Genomic DNA, 577 nt, shown 5'->3' on the forward strand with positions numbered 1-577 from the left:
TGGTCCGGCACTCATGCTCGACTCCGCTTTCCAGCAGGTGTTCGAGACTCTTCCAGTTGGCCTTGCCGCTGCCATCCACGCCGGTGATCGCGCTGCTGTGCTCGGGTAGCGCCTTGATGTCGAAACCGACCCAATCCACCAGCGGCAGGATGTTGGCGAACAGCTTCGGCTTGATGCCGGCGCTGTGCAGGCCGACCTTGTAGCTCAGCGCCCGCACCTGGGCGATGGCCTCGGGCAGCGCGGTCTGCAGGGTCGGCTCGCCACCGCTGAACACCACCGCCTCGAGCAGGCCGACGCGCTGTTCGAGAAAGGCGAGAATCTCCGGCCAGGGCTTTTCCTCACTGCCACAGGCGGGGATCAGCTGCGGGTTGTGGCAGTAGCGGCAGCGCCAGCCGCAGCCCTGGCAGAACAGCACGCAGGCCAGATGGTCTGGGAAGTCCAGCGTGGTCAGGGGGACCAGCCCCCCGACGCGAAGTGCTGCGGTCACCACGCCGCTGCTTCAGTGAAATGCAGGCGCTCGCGATGCTCGGACTGCTTGCCCGGATTGAACGCGGTAACCGGGCGGTGATAGCCCATC

At 66.2% G+C, this 577-nt stretch carries 1 protein-coding gene; it reads right to left on the reverse strand.

Annotated features, from left to right (window positions below; genetic code table 11):
* The coding region (locus CXQ91_RS24270) for an anaerobic ribonucleoside-triphosphate reductase activating protein (RefSeq protein ID WP_104176375.1) at positions 1-487 on the reverse strand (487 nt) is incomplete at its 3' end.
* Positions 488-577 lie beyond the last annotated feature (90 nt).

This window comes from Arthrobacter sp. Y81 (assembly GCF_002929335.1).
Lineage (GTDB): Bacteria > Actinomycetota > Actinomycetes > Actinomycetales > Micrococcaceae > Arthrobacter.